This is a genomic window from Pseudarthrobacter sp. NamE2 (assembly GCF_005796205.1).
Classification (GTDB): domain Bacteria; phylum Actinomycetota; class Actinomycetes; order Actinomycetales; family Micrococcaceae; genus Arthrobacter.
Genome location: NZ_VAHN01000009.1, coordinates 84,078 through 108,486, shown reverse-complemented (window position 1 = coordinate 108,486; position 24,409 = coordinate 84,078). Strand labels below are relative to the sequence as shown.

26 protein-coding genes are annotated in these 24,409 nt (G+C 66.0%); 12 read left to right on the top strand and 14 right to left on the bottom strand.

All coding sequences use genetic code 11. The annotated features are described in order from the left end of the window. Positions 1–88: 88 nt before the first annotated feature. The 3 genes from FDW83_RS12170 to FDW83_RS12160 all read right to left on the bottom strand — a co-directional run bounded on the left by FDW83_RS12170 (position 89) and on the right by FDW83_RS12160 (position 3,531). Positions 89–895 (bottom strand): oxygenase MpaB family protein, encoded by an 807-nt coding sequence (locus FDW83_RS12170; protein WP_240720970.1) that lies wholly within the window; start codon positions 893–895, stop codon positions 89–91. An 89-nt stretch (positions 896–984) separates the two neighbouring features. After that, positions 985–1,932, bottom strand: coding sequence for a polysaccharide deacetylase (locus tag FDW83_RS12165; RefSeq protein WP_138138348.1), 948 nt, complete (start codon positions 1,930–1,932; stop codon positions 985–987). Positions 1,933–1,992: 60 nt separating this feature from the next. Then, complete coding sequence (locus FDW83_RS12160; RefSeq protein WP_138138347.1) at positions 1,993–3,531, bottom strand: cytosine permease; 1,539 nt, start codon at positions 3,529–3,531, stop codon at positions 1,993–1,995. Positions 3,532–3,639: 108 nt separating this feature from the next. On the opposite strand from FDW83_RS12160, the gene FDW83_RS12155 reads away from it, so the two are divergent. Next, positions 3,640–5,199 carry a PucR family transcriptional regulator gene (locus FDW83_RS12155; RefSeq protein WP_138138346.1) on the top strand — a complete coding sequence of 520 codons (1,560 nt, stop codon included), beginning with the start codon at positions 3,640–3,642 and terminating at the stop codon, positions 5,197–5,199. A 531-nt stretch (positions 5,200–5,730) separates the two neighbouring features. Here the strand turns inward: FDW83_RS12155 and FDW83_RS12150 are convergent. Further along, entirely contained in the window at positions 5,731–6,255 is a 525-nt protein-coding gene (locus tag FDW83_RS12150; protein ID WP_138138345.1) for a GNAT family N-acetyltransferase, read from the bottom strand. An 89-nt stretch (positions 6,256–6,344) separates the two neighbouring features. Beyond that, on the bottom strand, positions 6,345–6,716 hold the full coding sequence (locus FDW83_RS12145) for a nuclear transport factor 2 family protein (RefSeq protein ID WP_138138344.1): 372 nt from the start codon (positions 6,714–6,716) through the stop codon (positions 6,345–6,347). 212 nt (positions 6,717–6,928) lie between these two features. Between FDW83_RS12145 and FDW83_RS12140 the strand changes: the two genes are divergently transcribed. Beyond that, a complete protein-coding gene (locus FDW83_RS12140) occupies positions 6,929–7,591 on the top strand; it encodes a phosphotransferase (protein ID WP_171027547.1) in 663 nt (220 codons plus the stop codon). 130 nt (positions 7,592–7,721) lie between these two features. Here the strand turns inward: FDW83_RS12140 and FDW83_RS12135 are convergent, their stop codons facing one another. Further along, positions 7,722–8,411, bottom strand: coding sequence for a hypothetical protein (locus FDW83_RS12135; RefSeq protein ID WP_138138342.1), 690 nt, complete (start codon positions 8,409–8,411; stop codon positions 7,722–7,724). A gap of 238 nt (positions 8,412–8,649) precedes the next feature. On the opposite strand from FDW83_RS12135, the gene FDW83_RS19185 reads away from it, so the two are divergent. Further along, positions 8,650–8,790, top strand: a complete 141-nt coding sequence (locus tag FDW83_RS19185) for a hypothetical protein (RefSeq protein WP_171027546.1) — start codon at positions 8,650–8,652, stop codon at positions 8,788–8,790. A gap of 45 nt (positions 8,791–8,835) precedes the next feature. On the opposite strand, the gene FDW83_RS12130 is transcribed toward FDW83_RS19185, so the two are convergent. The 6 genes from FDW83_RS12130 to FDW83_RS12105 all read right to left on the bottom strand — a co-directional run bounded on the left by FDW83_RS12130 (position 8,836) and on the right by FDW83_RS12105 (position 14,138). After that, positions 8,836–9,654, bottom strand: coding sequence for an IclR family transcriptional regulator (locus FDW83_RS12130; RefSeq protein WP_240720969.1), 819 nt, complete (start codon positions 9,652–9,654; stop codon positions 8,836–8,838). Positions 9,655–9,754: 100 nt separating this feature from the next. Then, positions 9,755–11,008 (bottom strand): M24 family metallopeptidase, encoded by a 1,254-nt coding sequence (locus tag FDW83_RS12125; protein ID WP_138138340.1) that lies wholly within the window; start codon positions 11,006–11,008, stop codon positions 9,755–9,757. A 46-nt stretch (positions 11,009–11,054) separates the two neighbouring features. Next, positions 11,055–12,365, bottom strand: coding sequence for an MFS transporter (locus FDW83_RS12120; RefSeq protein WP_138138428.1), 1,311 nt, complete (start codon positions 12,363–12,365; stop codon positions 11,055–11,057). A 436-nt stretch (positions 12,366–12,801) separates the two neighbouring features. Beyond that, the gene (locus FDW83_RS12115) at positions 12,802–13,002 is read right to left on the bottom strand and encodes a hypothetical protein (RefSeq protein ID WP_138138339.1); all 201 of its coding nucleotides are present in this window, start codon (positions 13,000–13,002) and stop codon (positions 12,802–12,804) included. 56 nt (positions 13,003–13,058) lie between these two features. After that, positions 13,059–13,298 (bottom strand): hypothetical protein, encoded by a 240-nt coding sequence (locus FDW83_RS12110; RefSeq protein ID WP_240720968.1) that lies wholly within the window; start codon positions 13,296–13,298, stop codon positions 13,059–13,061. Positions 13,299–13,499: 201 nt separating this feature from the next. Next, a complete protein-coding gene (locus FDW83_RS12105) occupies positions 13,500–14,138 on the bottom strand; it encodes a GPP34 family phosphoprotein (RefSeq protein WP_138138338.1) in 639 nt (212 codons plus the stop codon). A gap of 145 nt (positions 14,139–14,283) precedes the next feature. Here FDW83_RS12105 and FDW83_RS12100 point away from each other — a divergent pair, with 145 nt between their 5' ends. Genes FDW83_RS12100 through FDW83_RS12080 form a run of 5 tightly spaced genes read left to right on the top strand, consistent with a single transcriptional unit; the run spans position 14,284 to position 20,312 of the window. Then, a complete protein-coding gene (locus FDW83_RS12100) occupies positions 14,284–15,183 on the top strand; it encodes a MurR/RpiR family transcriptional regulator (protein WP_138138337.1) in 900 nt (299 codons plus the stop codon). Between the two features lie 35 nt (positions 15,184–15,218). Further along, positions 15,219–16,127: an NAD(P)-dependent oxidoreductase gene (locus FDW83_RS12095; protein WP_138138336.1), complete on the top strand. Its 909-nt coding sequence runs from the start codon at positions 15,219–15,221 to the stop codon at positions 16,125–16,127. 22 nt (positions 16,128–16,149) lie between these two features. After that, positions 16,150–17,697, top strand: a complete 1,548-nt coding sequence (locus FDW83_RS12090; protein ID WP_138138335.1) for an aldehyde dehydrogenase — start codon at positions 16,150–16,152, stop codon at positions 17,695–17,697. A 21-nt stretch (positions 17,698–17,718) separates the two neighbouring features. Then, positions 17,719–18,945, top strand: a complete 1,227-nt coding sequence (locus FDW83_RS12085) for an amidohydrolase (protein WP_138138334.1) — start codon at positions 17,719–17,721, stop codon at positions 18,943–18,945. Continuing rightward, positions 18,942–20,312 carry a DUF3100 domain-containing protein gene (locus FDW83_RS12080; RefSeq protein ID WP_138138333.1) on the top strand — a complete coding sequence of 457 codons (1,371 nt, stop codon included), beginning with the start codon at positions 18,942–18,944 and terminating at the stop codon, positions 20,310–20,312. Before FDW83_RS12085 ends, FDW83_RS12080 begins: the two co-directional genes overlap by 4 nt. A 99-nt stretch (positions 20,313–20,411) precedes the next feature. Here the strand turns inward: FDW83_RS12080 and FDW83_RS12075 are convergent, their stop codons facing one another. Next, a complete protein-coding gene (locus FDW83_RS12075) occupies positions 20,412–20,723 on the bottom strand; it encodes a hypothetical protein (RefSeq protein ID WP_138138332.1) in 312 nt (103 codons plus the stop codon). 66 nt (positions 20,724–20,789) lie between these two features. Between FDW83_RS12075 and FDW83_RS12070 the strand changes: the two genes are divergently transcribed. From FDW83_RS12070 to surE, 3 genes are all read left to right on the top strand, one after another. Next, positions 20,790–21,149 (top strand): VOC family protein, encoded by a 360-nt coding sequence (locus tag FDW83_RS12070; RefSeq protein WP_138138331.1) that lies wholly within the window; start codon positions 20,790–20,792, stop codon positions 21,147–21,149. 168 nt (positions 21,150–21,317) lie between these two features. Next, positions 21,318–22,301 (top strand): 1-phosphofructokinase family hexose kinase, encoded by a 984-nt coding sequence (locus tag FDW83_RS12065; RefSeq protein WP_138138330.1) that lies wholly within the window; start codon positions 21,318–21,320, stop codon positions 22,299–22,301. Then, on the top strand, positions 22,298–23,083 hold the full coding sequence (gene surE, locus FDW83_RS12060) for a 5'/3'-nucleotidase SurE (protein WP_138138329.1): 786 nt from the start codon (positions 22,298–22,300) through the stop codon (positions 23,081–23,083). The genes FDW83_RS12065 and surE overlap by 4 nt, the downstream gene beginning before the upstream one ends. 97 nt (positions 23,084–23,180) lie before the next feature. Here surE and FDW83_RS12055 read toward each other — a convergent pair whose 3' ends face one another. Further along, a complete protein-coding gene (locus FDW83_RS12055; RefSeq protein ID WP_138138328.1) occupies positions 23,181–23,909 on the bottom strand; it encodes a GPP34 family phosphoprotein in 729 nt (242 codons plus the stop codon). A 187-nt stretch (positions 23,910–24,096) separates the two neighbouring features. Between FDW83_RS12055 and FDW83_RS12050 the strand changes: the two genes are divergently transcribed. Then, complete coding sequence (locus tag FDW83_RS12050) at positions 24,097–24,348, top strand: hypothetical protein (protein WP_138138327.1); 252 nt, start codon at positions 24,097–24,099, stop codon at positions 24,346–24,348. Positions 24,349–24,409 lie beyond the last annotated feature (61 nt).

Here is a 24,409-nt window from a genome sequence, read left to right as displayed (position 1 = left end):
TCCCCAACTAACCCCCTCGAGTTTTTGTCCAGATATGCAGGGCAAAAGTGCCCGGAAGCCTGCATATCTGGACAAAAACTCCGTTGGGTTAAGGGAGACTGGCTCTCCGCCGGACCGGTTCGCGGTTCTCGCGGAGCTCCTTGTCGAGCTCGCTGAGGCAGTAATCCTTGAACCAGTGGCGGATGGCCCGCGGCAGTTTGGGGTACACGACGGCCAGGACCCGCAATGTGCGGTCGAAGCGGCGCTGCCGGCGTTCGTTCCACGGCAGGCCGAAGTCCTTCCGCAGCTGCTCCGGAAGGAACCCGGCGGTCAGGAACCGGGCCGGCGGGATGATAACGCGGTACCAGAGTGCCGTGTGCTTGGGGTAGAGCAGTCCGCGGCCCACGAGCACTCCTTCGTCCTCCGCCCGCAGCGTGGCGATGCGCCCGTCCCAGTAGCGGCGGAACGCGGCCCGGTCCTCGGGCCACAGCCCCGGCGGAAGCTGCAGGACGGTCCCGATCCGGGCATAGTCCCGGTACATTGCATCGGCGGACTCGTCGTCGAGCGGACCGTAAATCTTCTCGATGATGGTGACGGCGGTGTCGTAGAGCGTGGCCACCACCCACAGCTGCAGCTGAGGATCGTAGGCGTTGTAGCCGGGCGTTGTGTCGTTGTCGCCCCTGCGGACCGGCACGTGCGCCCGGTTCACCTTCCGCCGGACCGCCTTCACTTGTTCCTCGGTACCGTAGACGACGGCGTAGACGTAGGTCAGCGTCCCCATAAGCCGATTGATCGTCCGGCCAGCGTAAGTGCTGTGCTCATGCACTCCCCGGCCCACCGCCGGGTCGGCGAGCTGCAGCAGCAGGGCCCGTCCGGCCCCGGCAAGCAGGATGCCTTCCGCGCCGTAATCAGCCATTCGCCGAACCATTCCAACAGGGTACCGGAGCACAGCAGAAGCGGACGACGGCGGGACCCCCCTCCGTCGTCCGCCTGCCATGTATCGGGCTACTTCAGCGCGCCCTCGCGCACCTGCGCGGGCTCAAACCGGGCACCGGCGCCCGGGAATGAGGGCACCTCGATCCGGGCATGCGTGTGGATCTCCGTGGCAGTGGCTTTGATGTGCTGCGCGATGTGCTCCATGGTGGTGACCCACATGCCGTCCATGCCCTTCACCCGCTCGATCAGCTGCTCCAGGGCGACCGCCTTGGACGGCCGGCCGGAGATGAACGGGTGGTTGGTCAGGACGAAGCAGCTGCCCTGGGAATGGTGCGCCTCGGCCTCCAAGGTCCACATCTCCAGCACCTTCGCCGGGCTCTCAATGACGCCGCTGCCGGTCACGCCGGGGTAGAACGCGTACTGCTCCCAGTCATCCAGGGTCCAGTCCACCGGGATCTCAACGATGTCCCGCGGGTCATCGGCGGCCACTGCGAAGCGGTAGGGGGCGTCGCCGTCGAGCAGGCTCGAGTCGTAGAGGAAGCCGCGGTCCGCCAGCAGCCCCGGCGAATGCCAGTTCAGCTCCCACCACGGTGCCCGGTAGCCCACCGGGCGGACGCCGGCCACCTTTGCCAGGGCCTCCAGCCCGCGGTCAATGTAGCTGGCCTCGGTGGCGGCGCCGATGCCCTGCATCGGCTCGTGCAGGTAACCGTGGTGCGCCACCTCGTGCCCGCCGTCCACGATCCGGCGGACCACATCGGGATAGGACTCGGCAGTGAAGCCCGGGATGAAGAAGGTGGCCTGGATGTCCTGGCGCTCCAGGATCTTCAGCAGCCGCGGCACGGCCACCCTGGGGCCGTAGGACTGGTGCGTCATCAGCGACATCCGCCGCGTGCTGGCGGCATCGTGCGCGATGGTGCAGGATTCCGCGTCCACGTCGAAGGTAAAGGATGCGGCTGCCTTGTAGCCATGGGGCCAGATGATGGGGTGCAGGAGGTCAGCGATGGCGGGCTGGTTCACAGGAAAGTCCTTTCGGCGGGCGCCTCGGGGCGCCCGCCTGGAGTGAGTGGAAGGAAGGGGTTAGAGGACCGGGATGACCGTGGTGGTGCCGGAGCCTTCAGGCTGCGCGGCAACACGGTTCTTGGAGCCGACGTACCGGATGTGGGCGCGCGGGCCAAGGACCGCGTAGACGCCGGCGCTGGTCAGGCCGCCTGCCAGCCAGGACAGGTCCCAGCCGCCCAGGGCCACGGCGATGGGGCCCTGCATGACGGGAATCAGGCCGTACATAAACAGCCAGGTGGCGAAGATGCCGGCCAGGAGGGAGGTGACGCCCGCCCAGTTGACGCCGGGAAGCCGGGCGGTGCCGACGCCGTCGAACAGCCGCTGCGGATCGCCGGGCCAGCGCTTTTCCAGCCAGAAGTAGTGCACCAGCATGACCCCGCCCCAAGCGGCCACCCAGGCCACCAGGCCGATCAGCCAGGCGTCCAGGACAGCCGCGAAGTCCTCCTGGAAGATGAAGAATACGACGGCGGCGAGCGAGAAGACGCCGACGAACAGGTTCAGCTTGCGGCGGTTGATGGAGATGTCCAGCGCCTGGGTAGCGACGGAGAACGTGTAGATGTTCAGGATGTTGGTGGCGATGGGGCCGTGCAGGACCATGAGCAGCACCGGCAGGGCGAGGACACCGAAGTTCTGCACGATCAGCTTGCCGGGGTCAACCTCGCCGCTGTTCGTTGCAAGGCTGGCGCCGAGGATGCCCAGCCAGACCACGGGAATGAACTGGCCCAGGACCGAGGCCAGGTAGACCTTCTTCCGCGGGACCGAGGTGCTGACGAAGCGTGAGTAATCCGCGGCGTAGGTGAACCAGGTGATGCCCCAGCCGATGCCGATGGCGGTCATCACGGCGCTCATGGCGGCGATCCGCTCCGAGCCTTCGAGGATGGCGCCGGCAGGGCCTGCGTAGGCCCAGTCGATTTCCATGCCGAACCAGGCGACGGCGGACATGACGGCCAGGATGAGGATGGTGGGCGGCACGGTCCACTTTTCGAACGCGGCAATGGCCTTGTAGCCGAACCAGGCGATGGCCACCTGCGCGGCCATGATGCCGGTGGCGACGGCGATCTTCCAGCCGTAGTTCTGCGCGTTCGGGTCCACCCAGCCGAGGGTGCCGAACAGTGCCATCACCAGGTCCAGGATGATCCAGGTGTTGACGGCGCACCAGCCGATGACCAGCAGTGCCTGGATGGCGGCCGGGAGGTAGTTGCCGCGCCGGCCGAAGGCTGCGCGGGCCAGGACCATGCCGGTGGCGCCGGTTTTCTGGCCGAGGAGAACGAAGCAGCCGAAGAGGAGCATGCCGATCAGGTTGCCGAGGACCAGGACGGTGACGGTGTCCGCGAAGCCGAGGCCAAGGTGGATACCAAGTGCCCCGAGCACCCAGTTGATGGGGGCCAGGTTGGCGCCGGCCCAGATCCAGAACTGGCCGGAGACCTTGCGGGTGCGGGCGGATTCGGGGATGGGCTGGAGCCAGGCCTCGTGGTCCGTGTGGTCGGGGTGGTCTGCGTGGCCGTTTGCGTCAGCGGCAGTGCGCCCTTGCGCTGCCGCAGAAAGCTTGTCTTGCATGGGGAGCCTCCATGAGGTGGATGGATACCCAAAAGGCTATGTGGCCCCCGTCACAAGGAACAAGATACTATGTGTCGGATACATCGCGCTACTACTTTACGGACTGTCATGTCAGTGTTCCTTGGCCAAATACTCGCCCACCCCGCCCTGGCCGCCGCCGATCCGGTGGTCCATCCGCCGGGCGCACACACGGATGCCCGTCCGGTGCGCTGGGTGCACTCGAGCGAGGTGCTGGACATCGCTCCCCTGCTCCGCGGCGGTGAGCTGCTGCTCTGCGGCGGCATCACTCTGGCCTCGGCCACCCCTGAGAAACGAGAGGAGTATGTCAGCGCCCTGGCCCAGCGCGGCATTGCTGCTCTCGCCATTGAAACCGGGGGTGTCCTGCCCGAAATCCCGGCCGCCATGCTGGAGAAGGCCGAGGAATGCGGGCTTCCGGTGGTGGAGCTCCGCAAGGTGGTGCCGTTCGTTGGGGTCATGCAGGCCATCAATTCGATCCTGGTGAGCGAATCCGTGGGCCACCTCCAGCAGGCGGACGCGGCCACCCGGGCCATGGCCGCCGAGCTGGCCCACGGTGCTTCCCTGGACAAGATCCTTGGCGTGCTCGCGGGCACCACCGGCTCGGCGGTGCGGCTCACGTCCCCGTGGGGTGTTGCCCTGGGCAGCGCTGTGCCCGAGAGCTGGGAGGACGACGGCGGCGCGCGCGGCCCTGAAGGGGAGGCTGAAGGGCAGGGTGGGGTACTGATCAGGGTGGACATTCCGGTGCGCGGGGTACTGATGGCCCGGCTTGAGATCCAGTTGAAGGAGGGCGCTGACACGGCGCTCGCCCACGTGGCGGGGGAACGCGCCGTCGACATCCTGGGCCTGGCGCTGCTGCAGCACACCCCTCCCGGCCTGCATGCCCTGGCGGGTGCCGAGCTGATGCGCGCGGTGCTCACCTCGGCACCGGCGTGGCGCCTCGAGCAGCTGGCGCCGGGCGCCGGCTTCCCGGTGGACTCCCCCGCCGTGGTTGCGGCGATCCACGCCGCGTCGCCGCAAAAGCTGCGCGGCGCCGTCGAGACATTTTTGAACTCAAGCCGGATTCCGAGCGCCGCGTACCAGGACGACGCGGAGCTGGTGGTGATGATCGGACTGCATCCGGTTGATGCCGTGGGCCAGCGGCGGAAGCTGCTCGAGTCCCTGCAGGGGCTGGAAGGTGACCATGACGCGTCGCTGGCGGTGGGGCCGGTTGCCGGCAGGGTGGCGGAGGCCGCCTGGTCCCTGGCGGAAGCGCGCCGGGCCCTGGATGTGCGCCAGATCCGGCGCCGGAATGCGTCGCCGCGCAGGCGTCACCCGGACCACGGGCTGGTGGTGGTTGACGCGGAGGACACCGCCGTGGAGAGCCTCGCCCTGTCCGCCGTTGATGCGTCCGCCCGGGAGGCATTCGTGAACCGCCAGCTGCGCGCGGTCCTGGATCACGATGCGCAGCGCCAGTCCCAGCTGCTGGAGACGCTGCAGGTGTGGCTGGACTCGGGCTGCAACACCGCCCAGTCCGCGCGGGAACTGCACCTGGAGCGACAGTCCATGCACCACCGGCTGCAGCGGATCTTTGACCTGTGCGGCGGCGACCCGCGGGGCACGGGCAGGCTGGCTGCCCTGCACCTGGCGGTGCGGATGGCAGGCCTTTCCTGAGCGGTGGGTTACGACGACTTTGTGATGCGGTCCTTTCATGGCGGTGGGTTGCTCCCTGCCGGTGCCTGTTGCGTGCCTCTGGAGACCCCGTGATCGCACTGTTGGCCGGTGCGAAAATGCGCCTGGCGAGTAAACATCAGGGCTGGCCCCAACATGTCTCATAACTAACAGTTGCTACGCGGATTCGACCAGTTGGTTTCATGACATAGTTATGACAATCACTCTTGCCATTGCACGTCCCGAATTCCGCCGAAAATTGCGACGGTCCGAGTGAGAGGCTTTTTCGCTTGTTGAATTGTTGAGACGTCTCGTTTCCCAAGGGTTTCGGTACGATTTGGCGCGTAGCGTTTTAGGCACCCATACCGGAAGTTTTTGCGGGCGCGTCATACGGAATCCAGGAGCTTCCCGCCGTGGGCAGTTGGAGAGCGCAAGCGGTGCTTAGGTGGTGGCTGGCAAAGGGACCGGTTCATGGGCACCCTGCCCGTCTCGGAACAGCGTGAGTGCAGCCGATTCGGCCAGCCGGTCGCTCTTTTAGCGCAGCACGAACTCGTACCAGTCGTGACCGTCGCGAGTTTTGGCAGCAGGTTCCACGAGCCTGAAGCCGGCCCGAAGGGCTACTGCTGCGGATGACACGTTCGCCGGGTCGGCCCGAATCAGAGCCGAATGGACACTGGCCTCGGGCCGCAAGAACTTCAGGGCGAGGCGAACTGCCCGGGTGGCGAAACCATGTCCGCGCCATGCAGGATACAGCCCGTAGGCAATATTGGCTTGATCAGGGCGGTAAGCATCCTGGCAGAGTTGGACGTCTATGGTTCCGATGAGGATGTCTTCGGCCAGGAGCCGGACCGCGAAAGTAAATACGGGTCCGCCGTCCTGCCACATCTTCTCAACGCGCTCGATGTGCCTTAGAACTGACTCTTTAGTGCCAGGCCCTCCGTTCAGCCAACGCACCAGGTCAGCATCCTCCCCGGCAAGATGGTCGCCTGCATCCCCCATGTTTAGAGGGCGAAGCACAATGACTTCATCGCTGATTTCGATCTTGCCGGTCCCCAACATGGCTCAGATTCTAGATCCGCAGCAGCCGGTGTTGGTCTTAGCTAAAAACGTGTGCCACGGAGCCGGTTATTCTGGCCGGTGCAGTCGCCCTACGGAGATTCGATAAGCGGGCCGGCGTGGCCTGCAACGAGTTTCCAGGTTCCCTCGTGAACCCAGACTTGGGTCATCGGCATGCGGTAGTGCCTTCGCCCGGCACTGTTCGATACATCGTCTTTTACGGTGCAGGTAAGCACGGCCGCGGTTCCCAGGATCGTGATTTCCGGCTCTTCAAGAATCTGAGCGTGCCACGTGTTTTGGCCTTCGGTGTTGGATTTGAGGTACGAGTCGCGGTCAAAGTGGTCTCCTTTATGTGAAACCCATCGAAACTGCGGGTGCAGCAAGCGGCGTAACTGCTCACCATCTCGCCTCCTCAGAGCGTCGGCTCGCGCCAGCGCAGCGTCCAAGACTTCCTGTTTGAGCATGCTCACAGTGTGTCAGGCATAAGGCACCTCTAAAACGATCAAGGTGCCTTCCGACCATGCTGCGTCGTTGGCCCGGCGATACATTTCATGTTGACCAAAGTGCAGGCGGGTACGCGTGCAGAGACCGCTAACCTGTTCAGGTGGGACAAAAGCGTGAGGTCCGAATCAACCGGAGTACTGTTGAGCGACCGGCGAAGCCATGGACATCGACGGTGCACGCCCTGCTCAGGCATTTGCGTGGTTCGGGATTGCCCGTTCCCGAACCAATTAACATCCGTGCCGGCCTGGAGTATGTGACACTCATCCCCGGCGAGGCCGGCTCGGATGCATGGGACCACCAGCTCAGTCACGAGTCGGTTCGTTCTGCGGGTCAGCTGCTGCGCAGGGTGCACGATGCAACAGTCGGCTGGGAACCTCCCGCAGATGTGAAGTGGGCGGTGCCCTTCTCGCCCGGCGACGTGATTTGTCATGGCGACCCGCAGCCTGCGAACTTTGCGTGGCGCGACGGTGTTGCCGTCGGTCTGTTCGATTGGGACGTCGCCCGCCCCGGTGACAGGCTCAGCGATGTCGCATATGCCCTTGAATGGTTCACGCCGTTTGAGGACGACCCAACAGAGCTCCGAACCCGCGGATTCGATGAAACCTTGAACCGGGTAGCCAGGATCAGGGCGTTTCTTGATGGATACGGTTGGGACGGACCGCTTGATGTGGTGTCAGCAGTTACGGCCCGACAAAAGACAGCCATAGATGAGGTTGTTTATCTCGGCGGGCTGGGACACCAGCCCCAAGCGGAGTGGGTCGCGGCAAGCTGGCCGGATCGGTGGACTGCAAAGCTGGCCACCACTCGACGCGTGGGGACAAAACTCGGCGTCTAGCCATCAAGGGATCCTCTCGAAACAGCTGAACCCCCGTGTCTCATAACCTGCCCGCCTCGAATCCCTAGGGTTTCGAGACACCTGAGGTTTGAGGCAGGGCCTCAGAGCATTCCCTGTTAGAAGACTGGAGCTAGACGATGGCTCCATTATTGTGCTGTGAACGCCGGAAATGGCGTGGGGACTTCCAGGCCCAGTATGTGATCATGAGTCCAGCCGTCGCGGCCCCGCCTGCGTACATCCAGGGCGGGGACCATGACCCTTCGGGGGTGGGAATAGCAAAAGCAACCAGGACGGCAGCCAAGGCCAGAACGACCTCCACGGCCGCCTGTAGAAGCCTTGCCCGGTACTCGGGGTAGGCCAGCCGGACCAGAACAATGACCGGGAGCAGGAAAAGGCCGAGGCTGAAAATCACCCAGATGCTGTTCAACGTGAACACAGCAATGCCGAGTACCAGCAGCCCAAGGAATTTCAACACGTCCACAGCCCGGAGCGCATTCGCTGACGTCCATCGGTTCAGCATCAGCCCCCAGGCCGGAAGCCCGAGCAGCCAGCCGCCACACCAGAAACCCAGGTTCAGCAACGCCAGGACCACGAACAGGGCACCGGGAAGCAGGAACGACATGGCCTGCCGGAGTGACGGGAGTTTGCCGGTCGGGCCGAAGATACAGACCCCGATCAGCATGTAGGTGGCTACGTACCCGGGTGCTAGCTCAATCACGGGTACCTGCGTCAGGCCGAACACCAAAAGGGTCAGCGAGGTCACCATCACGCAGACCGCGGCGAACGTCCATGGCCGGTGGGCCGGCCGTTGCTGAATCACGGCAGTGACGCCAGGATGTCATGTGGCCATTCCCTGGTTAGCACCTCGTTCAGTTCCTTGCTCGAGTTGGAAACACAGTAAGGCGTCTGGTCCACGTTGAGGACGGCCAAATTACTGGCACAGCGAACAGACCCCCGGGCTGGATCCCACTAGCCAGCCAGGTACCCGGTGGGGTTTCAAGTCAGCGTACTGGGGCACGTTCCAGACCCTGCAGGCGTGCTGGAGGTCATAAGAATGGATGGCGACCCAGACCGAACCGGAACTCGTGGCCGCCCTCCAGCTTGATAGGAAGAAGGCAGGCGCGGGGATGCCCACGCTCGTGATGAATCTCGACCACACACTTGACCTCGTTAACCAAGACAAGCCTCAAGACTTCTGATAAAGCTATGGGCACGTCCACACTGTTTTGCCTGACCCGGCAGCGTCAAGTCGCTGTCCGGCCGCCGAGGCGTGTGGTCACCTGTGCGGCCGCGGCCACGCAGGCTTCACCCAGGGTCTCCAGCCGCTCCCGGGAAACGCGGAAGCGCGGGGCGGAGATAAGCACGACGGCGGCCACGTCGCCGCGGTGGTCACAGACGGGCGCGGCAACCCCCACCTCGTCGATGGAGGATTCGCCGTAGTTTTCCGCCCAACCCCGGCTGCTTACGTCCCGGAGCCTTGCCTCGTAAGCCTCGAGTCCGGCGTCATCCAGGCCGGGGAAACTGATGGAGCCGCTGCGCAACAGCTCGCGGACGCGTTCGGCGGGCTGGGCCGCCAGGAACACCTGCACGGAGGCGCTGACCGCGTCCCGGTACCGGGCGCCAAGGGGCGTGGTGTGCTTGATCTGATGGTGGCTGGCGATCTGCTCCACGCACACGGCTTCGCCGCCGCTCCACACCATCAGGGCGCTGGTCTCCCCCGTCTGCTCGGTGAGCTGCCGCAGCACGGGATAGGCCACGCGGCGCTCGTCCATCTCGGCCAGCAGCGGCCCGGCCACCGCGATCAGCCCCAGCCCCAGGCGGAAACGGCGCGTTTCCGGGTCCCGCTCCACCAGGTTCTCCTGCTCCAGGGTGGCAAGGATCCGCGAGACGCTGCTTTTGTGCATGCCCACCCGGCCGGCGATTTCGGTGACGCCCAGCAGGGGTTCTTCCGGAGTGAAGCTGCGCAGGACGGCTATGGCGTTGACGACGACGGAGGCGCCCTTCGCGTCAGCGGCACCATTCGTGCCGGTTCCGTTGGTCTCTTTGTCTGCAGCTGGAGTCATGGTAGCCATCATCTTTCCCTATCTTCGGTGCAGACGCCGAAAGCGGCGCCACGGATCGAAGTGCTCAATTCCGCGGCGCCGCTTCCTGCCTCTGGGTCCCTTAGGCGCCGATGATGTTGTGCTCGGGGCCGAACGGGAACTTGGTGATGTTCTCCACCTTGTCCTCGCCGATCACCAGGATGTCGTGCTCGCGGTACCCGCCGGCACCCGGCTGGCCGTCCGCGACCGTGATCATCGGTTCCATGGAAACCACCATGCCCGGCTCAAGCACGGTCTCGATGTCCTCGCGGAGCTCGAGTCCGGCCTCGCGGCCGTAATAGTGGCTGAGGACGCCAAAGGAGTGGCCGTAGCCGAACGTGCGGTTGGCCAGCAGTCCGTGGCTGATGTAGATCTCGTTCAGTTCCGCTGCGATGTCCTTGCAGACCGCCCCCGGCTTGATGAGCTCCAGGCCGCGCTTGTGGACCTCGACGTTGATGTTCCACAGTTCCAGCGAGCGCTCGTCCGGCTGGCCCAGGAAGAGGGTGCGCTCCAAAGCGGTGTAGTAGCCGGAGGTCATCGGGAAGCAGTTGAGCGAGAGGATGTCGCCCTGCTGCAGCTTGCGGGTGGTGGCCCAGTTGTGGGCGCCGTCGGTGTTGATGCCGGACTGGAACCACACCCAGGTGTCACGGACCTCCCGGTGCGGAAATGTCCTGGCGATCTCGTGCACCATCGCCTCCGTGCCGGCCAGCGCCACCTCGTATTCGGTGATGCCCTCGCGAATCGCGGCCCGGATCGCCTCGCCGCCAAGGTCGCCGATGCGGGCGCCCTGCTTGATAACCTCGATTTCCTCGGCCGATTTGATCATGCGCTGCCGCATGGCGTCCTGGGAGACGTCGAGGAGTTCGGCGCCCGGGAAGGCGGCGGCGATCTTCTCGCGGGTCAGGCCCGGAAGGAAATCGTCCTCGACGCCGAGCCGGGCGGCCTTGACGCCGCGCTGTCGCAGCGCCTCCTGCAGGCCGAAGTAGAAGTTGTCACGGCGCCAGTCCGTGTACACGATGTTCTCACCGTAGGAGGTGCGCCAGGGCATGCCGGCGTCGATGTTCGCAGTGATGGTGACCGAGTCGTCGGCGGTGACGACCAGGGCGTAGTTGCGGCCGAACGTGGTGTACAGGAAATCGGAGTAGTACTTGATGCCGTGGTAGCTGGTCAGGATGACCGCGTCCAGGTCCTTGGCGGCCATGATCTTGCGGAGGCCGCCGAGCCGGCGATCGAATTCCGCGTCGGAGAAGGTCAGCTTCTCCTTCTTGCCGTTGTGCAGGACCTTCAGCCGTTCGAGTTCGGCGATGGAGGAGGCGGTTTCGACTGTGGTGGTCATGGGTGGTGCCTTTCGTTAGTACGGTTTGTGGGGAAGGAAGTCAGTGCTAGTCGTGGCGCAGTGGTTCCTTGCAGGTCTCCCTGGAAAGGGACACGGCAACAAGGGAAACCAGGGCGGCAAGCGCGAGGTACCAGGCCGGTGCCAGGTTGTTGGCTGTGATTCCAATGAGAAGGGTTGCCACGAACGGTGCGGTCCCGCCGAACAGTGCGTTAGACAGGTTGAAGCTCACGGCGAAGCCGCTGTAGCGGACCCTGGTGGGAAACATTTCTGCAAGGAAACTGGGGAGCGTCCCGTCATTAAGCGTGAGCATGGCGCCTAGAAGGATCTGGACCAGGACGATGACCAGGAAGTTTCCGGTTCCCAGGAGTGCGAAGGCGGGCACTGTCAACAGGATGAAGCTCACGGAAGCAGCGATCAGGACCTTCTTCCGGCCGTACCGGTCCGAAAGCATCCCGGTCAGGAAAATGAACCCGATGTAGGTGGTCAAGGCAACGGTTGTGGCGAGGAATGATTCCGTTTCGCCCAGGCCCAGCTCCGAGGAGAGGTACGTGGGCATGTAGCTGAGGATCACATAGAAGCCGACGGCGTTGAGCAGCACGGCTCCGACGGCCTGGAGCAGTTGCCGCCAGTGGTTCCGGAAGAGGCTGGAGACTGGCGCCTTGTCCGCGTGGTCCTCGGCTTCCAGTTCCCGGAACACCGGAGTGTCTTCGAGCTTGGTCCGAATGTACCTGCCGATCAAACCCATGGGCGCGGCCAGCAGGAATGGCAGCCGCCAACCCCAGCTGTGCAGCGCTTCCGGACTGAGCAGGCCCGTCAGAAGTGCGGCGATCAGGGAACCGAGGAGGAGGCCGGCGGCGGTGCTCGCCGGGACCACGGCGGCGTACAGGCCCCGCCGGTTGCCGGGTGCGTATTCCACCAGGAACGCGGAGGCTCCCGCATACTCACCTGAGGCGGAGAAGCCCTGAACCACCCTGATCATCAGGAGCAGGACGGGGGCCCAGATGCCGATCGTGTCGTAGCCGGGGATAAGCGCTATGCAGAACGTTGCTGCGGACATGATGAGGATCGAGAGCGAGAGCGCTGTCCGCCGCCCCACTTTGTCGCCGATGTGGCCCCAGATGAATCCGCCGAGCGGCCGCACCAGGAATGAGATGGCGAAGAGCGCGAATGTCAGCAGTAGACCGGTCTGCGGATCGGATTCCGGGAAAAAGACGGTGGCAATCGTGACGGCAAGGTAGCCGTAGACGGCGTAATCAAACCATTCCACGAAGTTGCCGATGAAGCTCGCCGCAATCACCCTGCGGCGCGTGTCCTTGTCGGCTCCATTGCCGGCAGGGACGGAAGTGTGGCCGTTCATCGTTGTGCGGCCGGCGCGGGTCTTGTCATGGGTGCCATGCTGTTCCACGCCTGGGCCCGCAAAGGCGGGAGAGGGTGTTTCGTGATTCATGTTTCCACCAATGTCCTTGCGTTGCTTTTACTGCAACGCTGTTGCATTCAACAGTAAGGGTGACGCAGGGCACAGTCAACGGTATTTGCAAAGGGGATTGCGCGGTAGCACGCCAGTCGGAACTTTGGCGCAGGAACCGCACTGCAGGCATCGACAAGGTGCCCATACGTTGCGTGAAATGGTTGAGGGTTGCAGGAGAAGCTACACCTGCTGGAATCGTGGCATTCTCTGCCCAGGTGCCCGCGGCCAGCGGACGGCCGTTTCTACGAGTAGGCCGGAAACGGGCTAAGGGCACCGCCGCTTAACTAAAACGAACGACGGCGGGTGCGTCCCGCCGTCGTTCGCTTTACTGTGGATTGTTGTCCTGCCCGGGATCCCCGTCGTCCGGATGGCTCCGGTTGTGGGCTTCCTGGAGGTGCTGGTCCAGCTTTTCCTCCGCCTCGCGGCGGCGCTGGCCAATCGTGCGCATCTGCCCGGTGGTAATCGCCGAGTGTGCATGCAGATGCGGGCCTGGATCGTGCGGGTTGCCGCCTTTGCTTTCTTGCATAGTCACATCGTCCCACCCCGCAGGGTCCGCGGGAAGGCTGGATCGAGCCTGGCGGCTCAGCTCGAGGCGTCCTTCTCAATCTCCTCTGCGAGCTCGTCAACATCCTCGGGACGCATGTCAATGCTTTCTTCCTCGAGGCGTTCCTCGAGGACGTGGCTGACGTCGTCCTGGACGTGGCCCAGGAGGATCTCGCCGCGGATTTCATCGGCAATACTGTCCACGGTCTCGGCGGGTCCGCCCCCCGAGGTCATGTCGCCGTCGGAAGGGAGGCCTGTGGCATCGGCTGAATCAGTCATACCTTCCCGTTACCCCCTCCGCCGGACTGGCAAACAAGGGCGCGGGCCACCTGGACCATTGGTATTGCCCGGGTGGGCCATGCGCCCAACACGGCCAGCGCACTGGTCCAGGTTGTTACCTGCCGTTTCAGGCCCGCACATATCCACTGTAGGCGCACGACGGCGGGACCTCCCGCCGCCGTGCGCCTCCCAGACTTGTGGCTAGGTTGCCGCCTCCGCCTCCGCCAGCCGGATCATTCGGAGCTCATCGGCCACGGCGTGTGAAGGCCAGTGGTTGGCGGCCATCTCCCGGGCCAGGCTTTCGTCGGCCTCCGGAAACAGCTTTCGCAGCAGCCCCGCGGCATGGAGCAAGGAAATTAGTGCGGCAATTCTGGCATCCGGGGCCTCCCCGGACAACGCGCCCTCAATCCGCTTCCTGAGCGCCGCCTCCGGCGCATGGTCCTTTTCCGGGTACCGCACGGCGGTGAACAGGCCCAGGTGCTTCTCCCCCACATGCTCAACGATTTCCTGCGCAACCATTCCCTCGTAGATGCGGCGCACCTCGGCCCGGCTCTCGAATATGGAGACCCACCGCTTGGGGGTGTGGGGCCTGGACTTGTGCCGGATTGCATCAAGTTGGTGCCCGAAGTCCGATTCCGGAGCGGCGCCGGTGGCCTGCACGTTCTTGCCCTGCAGCTCGACGGCGCCCAGCAGTTCCAGCTCGGCCAGGATGGCTCCTGCAACGCCGGCCTGCAGGACGGGCTGCGGCACTTCCGGTCCGCCGTCCTCGTCATTCGTTGCCAAAAGGAGGAACGCTTGGGGCAGGTTCAGCTCCCGGCGGCCATGGAATTCAACGTCCATACCACCATGGTCCCGCTGCCGGCCGGGCTGCACAACGAGGATTTACATCCCGGAAACGAAAAGCGCTAGCAGCAAGAGAAATTGCAGAGTACATTTAATGCAATTCAACTTGCAGAGTGATCTGCGTTACAGAACGGGCATCCCTGTGAACACGAACGCTGCCGAGGTTGAAGCCGAATCCCCAGGGCAGGACTCTGCCTGGGATTCGTCCATGGCCTGGCTAGGCGACTCCTTGCCGGACGTCCCGCTGACAAAGGCGCAGAGCCGGGTTGTGGAGGTCATCGCCCGGAACCCGCAGCTCTCCTCCTACGCGGACATCGCGGAAATCGCCAAGCGCGCTGACGTCAACAGCTCCACGGTGGTCCGCGCGGCCCAGCATCTGGGCTACCGCGGCTGGCCGGACCTGCAGCGGGAACTGCGGTCGAAGTACCTGGTGATGATCTCCACCGAGGACACGCTGACCGAACACGGGGAACACCGGAGCCCGCTCCACGATGCCCTGAACCACGACATCGACAACCTGCGCCTGACACTGGAATCCAACACGGCCGGCGACGCAGAAGCTGCAATCGCGGCGATGGCTGCCGCCAGGTCAATCACCGTTGTGGGGATCGGATCCTTCGCCGGTCCGGCCAGCGTGATGGCACACCTGGGCTCCACCATGGGATACCCCATCAGCCTGGAGAACCGGGGCGGGGTGCATCTCGCCTCCAGCACCAACAGCCTGGGGCCCGGGGATGTCCTGGTTGTCATCAACATGTGGCGCTCGGTCCGTCAGATCATCGTGGCGGCAGAAGCCGCCAAACAGGCAGGGGCAACGGTGATCGCCATCAGCGACATGCGCCGCGGCCGCCTGGCAGCCGTCGCCGACCACCTCCTGGTGGTCGCCTCCGAAGGCATCTCCTTCTTCCAGTCCGTGACAGCCGCGAACTCCCTGGTCTACGGGCTGCTGGCGGGCATGGAAGCAGCGCACCCAGAGCGCAGCCGCGCCGCCATCCGCCGCACCCAGCAGCTCTGGAAAGACCTGGACATCTACCTCGACTGACCGCCAACACCCCCAGCACACCAACGGAGTACTTCATGAATGACAAGATCGACCGCCGCGTAGCCGTGATCGGCCTCGGCGCCATGGGCGGAGCAATGGCCGCCACCCTGCACAGGGCCGGCTGGGAGGTCACCGGCTTCGACCCGTCAGAGGCAGCCCGGACGGCCGCAGAAAAGGCCGGCATCAAGACCACCGCCGACCTCGCGGACGTGGCCGGATCACCCTACGCCGTCCTCTCCCTGCCGGCAGCGGGCATCGTGGAAACCACCGTGCCCCGGCTGCTCGGCACGCCCGGCACGGTGGCCATCATCGACACCACCACCTCGGAACCGGGAACCAGCAAGGCCATGGCGGAGCTCGCACAGGCACAGGGGGCAGCGTTCGTGGACGCACCGGTTTCGGGCGGCCGTGACGGCGCAGCCACCGGTTCGCTCAGCGCCTTTGTCGGCGCCACCGACGAGGCGCTCGCTGCTGCCGAGCCCGTCCTGTTGGCCCTGACCGGCGGCAAGTACAGCCACATCGGCGGCCCCGGCAGCGGCAACGTGGTCAAGCTCCTCAACAACGTCCTGGCGGCGGCAAACCTGGTCTCGGTCGGCGAGGCCCTCGGCGTCGCCAAGGCCTACGGCATCGACCCGGCCAAGGCAGCAGCCAGCATCAGCGAGGCCTCCGGCGGCAGCAAGGTCTCGGCAGCCATGTACCCCAACTGGGTGCTCACCGGCAGCCACGATTCCGGCTTCTCGATGGGTCTGATGGCGCGTGACGCTGCCCTCGCCGTGGACGTGGCCGCCCGGATCGGGGAACACCCGGCGCTCCTGGCGGCAGCGGCGAACCAGTGGCAGGACGCCCTGGCCGCCCTCGGACCGGCGGCTGACTTCACCGAGATTGCCCGCACCGTCGCCCCCGCCATCACGCCGGCCGGCGCTCCCACCTCACCCGTCGCCTGACCATTCCTGAAGGAACACCAGATTGAGCATCACCACAGCACCTACCTCATCCTCCGCGGCCACCGCCAAGGCAGTCCTGGCCGCCGCCTTTCCGTCCGGCCTGGGCAGCTTCCTTGACGGCCGCACCATCACCGGCACCGGCGAAACCATCACCCTTACCGCAGCCGCCACCGGCGAGCCCTTCGCCACCTACGCCGACGCCGGCGCCGAGGGTGCCGGCGCCATCCTGGAAAGCTCGACGGCGGGCGCCGCAAATTGGGGAGCGATGAACGGCTTCGAACGGGCGGCGGTCCTGCGCAACGTCAGCCGCGCGGTGGAACAGCATGCCGAAGAACTGGCCATCCTCGAGTCTGCCACCACCGGCAAGCCCATCCGCGACGCCCGCGCTGAAGCAGCCAAGGTGGCGGAAATGTTCGGCTACTACGCCGGCTGGGCGGACAAGCTGACGGGGCAGACCATTCCCGTCCCGGGCGCCTGGCACACCTACACCGAGCGCGTGCCGTGGGGTGTCGTCGTCGCGATCACCCCCTGGAACGCACCAATGTTCACGGCCGGCTGGAACTCCGCCGCACCCCTGGCCGCCGGCAATGCCGTGATCATCAAGCCCAGCGAATTCACCCCGGCCTCCTCCGTCCGGCTCGCCCAGATCGCCCACGAGGCGGGCCTGCCGGCCGGCGTCTTCAACGTGGCCGCGGGGCTGGGCCAGACGGTGGGCGCCACCCTCACCACGGACCGGCGGGTGGGCAAGGTCAGCTTCATCGGGTCCGTCCCCACCGGCCGCCGCGTGGCGGTGGCCGCCGCCCAGGCCGGGATCCCGGCACTGCTGGAGCTCGGCGGCAAGAGCGCGAACATCGTGTTCGCGGACGCGGACCTGGACCGCGCCGCCGACGGCGCCATCGCGGCAATTTTCTCCGGCGCCGGCCAGTCCTGCGTGGCAGGGTCGCGCCTCCTGGTGGAACGGAGCGTGCACGCGGAGTTCGTCGAAATGGTCGCGGCAAAGGCCGCCCGGCTCCGGGTGGGCGACCCGCTCAGCGCGGACACCGAAGTGGGCCCCATCATCACCGCACAGCAGTTCGCCACCGTGAACACGCTCATCGAGGCGGGAATGGACGACGGCGGCCGCCGGGTCACGCAGTCCGCGTTGCCGGAGTCACTGGCCGGCACGGCGCTGGCCGGCGGGCACTGGGTCATGCCAACCCTCCTGGACGGCGTCACCCCGGCGAACCGCCTGGAAACCACCGAGGTGTTCGGCCCGGTAGTGGGCGCGGACGCGTTCGACACGGAAGCCGAGGCCATCGCCCGCGCCAACAACACCAACTTCGGCCTGGCCGGCGCCGTCTGGACCTCGGAGGTGTCCCGTGCCCACCACGTGGCCCGGGAAGTGAAGGCCGGCACGTTCTGGATCAACTCCTACAAGACCATCCACGTGGCGGTCCCGTTCGGCGGCTTCGGGGATTCCGGCCACGGCCGCTCCTCCGGCCCGGGGGTGCTGGACGAGTACACGCAGACCAAGGCCATCTGGGTGCCCACCCACGCGGCCGGCGCCCCGTTCCCGTCGTTGTCCTACTAGGCCGGGGAGAAGAGAGACAGCATGGAACTGACAAACACAACCCCGGCGCTGGCGGCCCTCCGCAGCGCCCTGGCTGACGGCGTCGAGCACTGGAAGCCCCAGGTTACGGCGCTGTCCAAGGCCATCCACGGCTTCAAGGAAATCTCGTTCGAGGAGGTGCGCTCCGCCGAGGCCGTCGCCACCCTGCTCCAGGAAGGTGGCTTCGAGGTGGAACGCGGCACCAGCGGGCTGCCCACGGCCTTTACGGCGAGCGCCGGCTCTGGCGAACTGACCGTGGCGCTGTGCGTGGAGTACGACGCGCTGCCGGAGATCGGGCACGCCTGCGGGCACAACCTGATCGCCGGCGCCTCCGTGGCTGCCGCGCTTGCGCTGCGGCCACTGGCGGACGAGCTGGGCATCACGCTCAAGGCCATCGGCACGCCGGCGGAGGAGCACGGCGGCGGCAAGGCGCTGATGCTGGAGCGGGGAGCTTTCGACGGCGTCGGGCTGGCCCTGATGGTCCACCCCGTCCAGGACGGCATCACCTACAACCCCGCGGGCACCAGCGCCCAGGCCGTGGGCCGGTACAAGGCGACGTTCACCGGCAAGGCGGCGCATGCTGCAGCGGCCCCGCACCAGGGCGTGAACGCCGCGGACGCCGCGGTGCTCAGCCAGGTGGCCATCGGCCTGCTCCGCCAGCAGATCCCGGGCGACCACCGGATTGCCTGCTACGTGGCCGAGGCAGGGCACGTCACCAACATCATTCCGGAGAAGGCGGTGGTCGAGTTCGAATGCCGGGCCTTCACGCTGCCCGAGTACCAGGCCCTGCTGGAGCGGGTCCGCCGCTGCTTCGAGGGCGCCGCCCTGGCCACCGGCACCACACTGGTGATCGAGGAAGCCGAACCACTCTACGAACCGCTCCTGCAGGACGACGCCTTGGCCGCGCACTGGACCGAGGCCATGGACGCGTTCGGCAAAGACACATCACCCTCCGCCGGACTGGGCGGCGGCTCCACGGACATGGGCAACATCTCCCAAGTCATCCCCTCCCTGCACCCCTGGCTCAGCATTCCGGGTGCGGACGTCCCCATCCATTCGCATGCATTCGCAGCGCTTGCCGACACCCCGGAGGCCTACGCCGTGATGTTCGAGGCAGCCGCCGCGCTGGCCTGGACCGTTGCCGCGGCTGCCTCGACCCCCGCTGAGCGGGACCGCTTCATCAGCGCGGCGTACCGCCGTCGTACTTTCACCCAGGAAGGCACCTCATGAGCACCACCAAAGCAGCTCCGGTTGAGAAGGCCGGCCCCAGGCTGACAATCCCCATCGCCGCGCTGGCGCTGGTGATCGCCGTCGCCGTCCAGTTCATTGGGCAGGCGAAAATCGATCTGGGCATCGGCGCCATCATCATCTTCCCCATGGTGTGGGGCCTGATCCTGGGCCTGCTGGTGTCCGTCCAGAAGTTCAAGCCCCTGGGCCTTGACCTGCAGCGCGTTGCCGCCGCCCTGGTGGGCGTGGCCGTCCTGCTCCTGGTGGCGCGGCTGGCCTTCAACATCGGACCCAGCCTGCCCACCCTGCTCAAGGCCGGCCCTGCGCTGCTCCTGCAGGAGGTGGGGCACCTGCTGGGCACCATCGCGCTGGCGCTGCCCCTGGCCGTGCTGCTGCGGATGGGCAAGGCGACCGTTGGCGCCACGTTCTCGCTGGACCGTGAGCCGTCCTTCGCCATGGTGTCCGAGAAGTACGGGCCGGATTCGGACCAGTACCGCGGCGTCCTGGCCATGTACGTGTTCGGCACGCTGTTCGGCGCCGTGTTCATCACGCTCCTGACCTCCTTGGTGGCCAACTGGAAGATCTTCGATCCGCTGGCCCTGGCCATGGGCGCCGGCGTGGGCTCGGGTTCCATGATGGCCGCCTCCGCCGCCAGCATCGTCGCCGCCTACCCCGGCGACGAAGAAGCGATCCTGGGCATGGCCGCCGTCTCCAACCTGATCACCACGGTCCTTGGCGTCTACGTGGGCATCTACATCGCCCTGCCGCTGGCGGACAAGTTCTACAGGGCCCTTACCCGCAAGCAGACGGCCCGCGAAAATGCCGCCGTCACCACCGGCGCCCCTGCCCGAACGGCTGCCGACCTGGACCGTGACGCAGCGCAGGCCGAGGAGAACCGGCTGTTTCGCGAGCGCGTCGCCGAATCCTCCGCAGCCATCAGGCTGCCGCTATGGCTCTCGCTGTCAGTCCTCACGGTGCTGGGCATCGGCACGGCGTCGGTGGCGGCGAAGGGCTTCAGCCTTTCCATCGTGGCCGGGTACGCCGTCATGCTGGCGCTGGTGCTGGTCAGCATCGCGCTGGCCAAGGCCACCCGCAAGATCTCGGCGATCGTCTTCGTCACCACCATCGGCGCGTACATCTCCAGCCCCTGGTTCTTCGGCGCCGAGCCGCTGAACGCAGCTGTCAAGACCGTGGATTTCCTGTCCATCGCCACGGTGATGCTGACCCTGGCAGGCCTGTCGCTGGGCAAGGACATCCCGCTGCTGAAGAACATCGGCTGGAAGATCATTCCCGTGGGCCTGGTGGCCATCACGGCGTCCTTCCTGCTCTCCACGGTGATCGCGGAGTTCGCCCTGGGGCTCTGGAACTAGCCACACCTTCACCTTTTGGCACCAAAGGAAAGCGGACGACGGCGGGGCCTCCCGCCGTCGTCCGCTTTCGTTTTTGGGCGCCCGCGGCCCGTGAGCGCTTTACTGAGTGCGCTTGTTGCTTCTGCGTCCAATCGACAGGCCCGCCCAGAACGCCAGGACCAGCAGTCCGGCGACGGCGATGGCCAGGCCGGTCTGGGTTCCCGGGCTCAGGAACACCAGGCCTGTGCCGGAAAAGGGCTGGTTGCTCAGCGGTGCGTAGGCGAACCAGCCAAAGCTGATTTCATGGCTTTTGGTCCATGCAATCAGGCCCCCGACCAGCACCGCGACGATACCCAGCAAAGGCACGACGGCGGCGCGGGCCCGGGTGCGCCTGGAAGGTTGGTGTTCCTCAGGTGTGTTGTTGTCCCCCATGCAGGCGAGTCTAGCCTTCCCCGCCCGCCCCTTTTCGCGGCTGCCGGCCCGGTCTAGGCTGGGCGGATGCTGACCATCGGAACCATCGTCCTCGGCGTCAACCACGTCGCCCGCGCCACCGAGTTCTGGCACGCCGCCCTGGGCTACGTCCCGCGGGAACCCGGCGACGAGACGTGGGTGACCCTGGTGTCGGCGTCGGGATCCGGAGCCCAGTTGTCCCTCATGCTGAGCGAGACGCCGACGCAGGACCATCCGCGCATCCACCTGGACCTGTATGCGGATGACCAGGCCGCGGAGGTGGAGCGGCTCGTCTCGCTCGGCGCCCGGCACGTGGACTGGGACCTGTATCCGGAGGACCCGGACTTCATCGTCCTGGAAGACCCGGACGGCAACCGGTTCTGCGTCATCGACAAAAGCCCGGGATAGCGCCGCCAATAAACGCCCTGCCCTCTTCTGCCCCCCCCAATGCCCCGCATGCTAAGCGTGCTTAGTATATTGGAGTGACCTGTCCGAAACGACGGCCGGAGGATTCCGGTGGGAAGAGGTAACCATGGCCACGAATCCAGTTGTTGCGCCGAAGGGGACGGGGGAAGCATGGGCTCCGTAGTGATTTTTGCCCCGTCCCCGGTCCTGACCGTCACGGTAGAGGACGTGGAAGGCACCGCCGACATCCACCTTCACGCCGGGGGCCAGGGCGTGTGGCAGGCGCGTATGCTGAAAACGCTCGGCGCGGAAGTGACAATGTGCGCCGTGTTCTCCGGTGAAACCGGAAGTGTGCTGCAGCATCTGATCGAGGATGAGGGCGTGATGTTGTTGTCCGTTGCGGGCGAAGGGAGCAGCGGTGCCTATATCCACGACCGGCGCAGCGGCGAGCGGGACGTGGTGGCGGAATCGGCCGGCCACCGGCTCACCCGGCACGAGCTGGACGAGCTCTACGGGCTGACCCTGCAGGCAGGCATGAAGGCACGCACCGTGATCCTCAGCGGCACCGGCCGGGAGGATGCGGTCCCGCCAGACACGTACCGCCGGCTGACCGCGGACCTGCGCACCGCCGGCTGCACCGTCATCGCGGACCTGGCCGGCGAGCGGCTGAAGGGCATCCTGGAGGGCAAGCCGACCGTGGTGAAGATGTCCGACTCCGAAGTTGTCGAGAGCGGCCGTGCCAAAGAATCCGAAACCGGCCAGCTGGTTGATGCGATGCACGCCCTCAACAGGGAGGGCGCGGAAACGGTGATCATCACCCGCGCCCACGAGCCCTCCCTGCTCCTGCACGATGGCGAGGTCAGCGAAATCCACGTCCCGCAGTTCGAGACGGTGGAAACCAGCGGCGCCGGTGATTCCCTCACCGCCGGGGTTGCCGCGGTCCTGGCCGAGGGCGGCACCCTGCACGACGCCGTCGTCATGGGCACGGCCGCCGGCGCGCACAACGTGACGCGCCACGGTCTGGGTTCCGGCGAGGCATCAGTCATCCATGAGGTGGCCAAGCTCGTCAAGATCGTTCCCCTGGACACCAGCGGGACCGAACCTGCGCAGCAGGTCAGCCCGGATGAGCTGGCACGGAAGCTGAGGACATCATGAACCAGCGCACGCGTGTTTTGATCACCAATGACGACGGCATCGCCTCCCCCGGCCTGCACGCCTTGGCTGCCGCGGCAGTCCGCGCGGGCTTGGATGTTGTGGTGGCGGCGCCGGCCTCCGAGGCCAGCGGCAGCAGTTCCTCGATCACCGCGGTGGAGGAGGATGGCAGGATTTCGGTTGAAGAACGCGAACTGGAGGACCTGGACGGGGTGAAGGCCTTCGCCGTCCACGGTGCGCCCGCGTTCATCACCATGATCGCCACCCACGGCGCCTTCGGGCCCCCGCCGGACATCGTGCTGTCCGGGGTGAACCGCGGCGCGAACGTGGGCCGCGCGATCCTGCATTCCGGCACGGTGGGCGCGGCGCTGACGGCCGGCGTCAATGACGGCCGCGGAATGGCGGTCTCCCTGGATACCGGCCTCAATCCGGATGCACTCCACTGGGACACGGCCGCGCAGCTTGCCACCGGGCTGCTGCCGTTTTTGATGGAGCAGGACCCGGGGTGCGTGCTGAACCTGAACGTGCCCAACAGCGCCGGGCCTGACCTGCCCGAGTACCGGACGGCAACGCTGACCCGGTTCGGCATCGTGCAGACCACCCTGGCCGAACGGGGGCAGCAGCACGTTCGGCTGGCAATAGCGGATACGGCCGAGAAGCCTGATCCGGACAGCGATGCGGCGCTGCTGGCGGCCGGGTACGCCACGGTGACCGCGCTGCAGCCGGTCACCGGGACCACGCTCCCGTCCCTGGACTCGCTGCCGCGCGCCGCGTCAGGGGCTTAGGGCGGAAGGCTCCCCAACGGAAGAGGACGACGGCGGGACCTCCCGTCGTCGTCCGCTTTCTTCTTGTTTTGCTTGCTTCCGTTAAGCAGCGGGCCGCTCACAGCGTGGCGGCTTCTTCCTCGCCCAGCCTGGTCAGGCGGAGTTCGTCCTCCACGGCACGGGCCGGCCAGTAGTCCTTGGCCAGCTCATCTGCCCACACCCGGTCCGCGTCCGGGAAAAGCTTGGGGAGCAGCCCGGCTGCCTGCAGCAGGGCGATCAGGGCGAGTGTCCTGGTGTCCGGCCCCTTGGGTTTGCTGGAGCCGGGGGTGGCGGCGGGAGTTCCGGCGCCGGTGGCCTCCGCAGCCGGCTCATCGGCTACCCCGGTTTCGGGTGGGGCAGTGAAGACGGCCCGGATCCTGTCGAGGAGTGCTGCTTCGGGAGCGTGGTCCTTCTCCGGGTACCGCACACTCCGGAACAGGCCCAGGTGCTTGTCGCCGGTGCGTTCCACAATGCCCCGGGACACCATCCCCTCGTAAATGCGCTGCACCGGAGCATGGCCTTCCAGGATGGAAACCCACCGCTGCGGAGTGTGGGGACGCGATTTGCCGCGGATCACTTCCAGCTCGTGTTCGAGGTCGGTTTGCGGGGTGGTCCCGGTGGCCCTCACGTGCTTGCCCTGCAGTTCGATCGCGCCGAGCATGTCCAGCTCGGCCAGGATTGCCCCTGCCACCGCGGTCCTGAGGGCGAACACCGGCACCTCGGGCTTGCCGTCCCTGTCATTTGTCGCCAGGAGCAGGAGGGCCTGGGGAAGGCTCAGTTCCACAGGCTTCGGTAATTCCGTGTTCATAGCAATATGGTGCGCCGGTGGGGCGGCCACCACAATGGCCCGCATTATTCATCAGTTTTCCTGATCTGTATTGTGCAGAAAACATTGCTTTTGCATACGCCTGCTGAACGACATACTGGGAGGCATGGCCCACACCGGCCGATGCACGCGTCCCTGCCACACGAGCTCACGGAGTCACAAAGAAGTGATGAAGAACCGCACCCTCCGCCACCCGTTCCTCAGCAACACACGCTCATCGAGAAACCGGGAGGCGAGAACAGGCGAACATTGCCCCCTCACCGGCTGGTGGGCTCCGGGCGGCGACGAAGCAGAAGCGCTTTTTGTGGCGGAGGGAAGCATCATGCCGTCCCGGCTGGGGCACTCGACGTCCTGGTCTCTGGTGTCCGGCGGGCTGGCGTCGGGACAGCTGGCGTCCGCATCAGCCGGAGGAGCCCAGTGAACCCGTTTCGCCCTGACTCGAACCTGGACGGCTGCGAGGAAGGCTGCCACTTCTGCGACGG